This window comes from Bacillus cereus group sp. N14 (genome assembly GCF_016483555.1).
GTDB lineage: Bacteria > Bacillota > Bacilli > Bacillales > Bacillaceae_G > Bacillus_A > Bacillus_A wiedmannii.
This window is the reverse complement of sequence record NZ_JAEHBQ010000126.1, coordinates 1-242: the sequence shown is the minus strand read 5'-3', so window position 1 is coordinate 242 and position 242 is coordinate 1. Positions and strand designations below refer to the sequence as shown.

Below are 242 nucleotides of genomic sequence, written 5' to 3'. Positions count from 1 at the left end.
CGATGACCCCGATGAAGGCCCAGAATTCGCGGAAGCAGATGGAGCGGTGCTTCTATCGACAGCAGGGACAACTCGAAACCCGCAAGGTGCGATGTTAACACATAAAAACTTATATAGTAATGCGAGCGATGTGGCGGCGTATTTACAATATACTGCTGATGATCGCGTCGTTGCGGCGTTGCCAATGTTCCATGTATTTTGCTTAACAGGGGCGGTAAATGCACCGATTGTGAACGGAGCAA

Annotated in this window: 1 protein-coding gene; it reads left to right on the top strand. The window is 49.6% G+C overall.

Annotated elements, in window-relative coordinates:
• Positions 1 to 242 (top strand): AMP-binding protein (locus JDS82_RS29390; protein WP_199714341.1); only part of this gene is annotated, 242 nt, incomplete at both ends.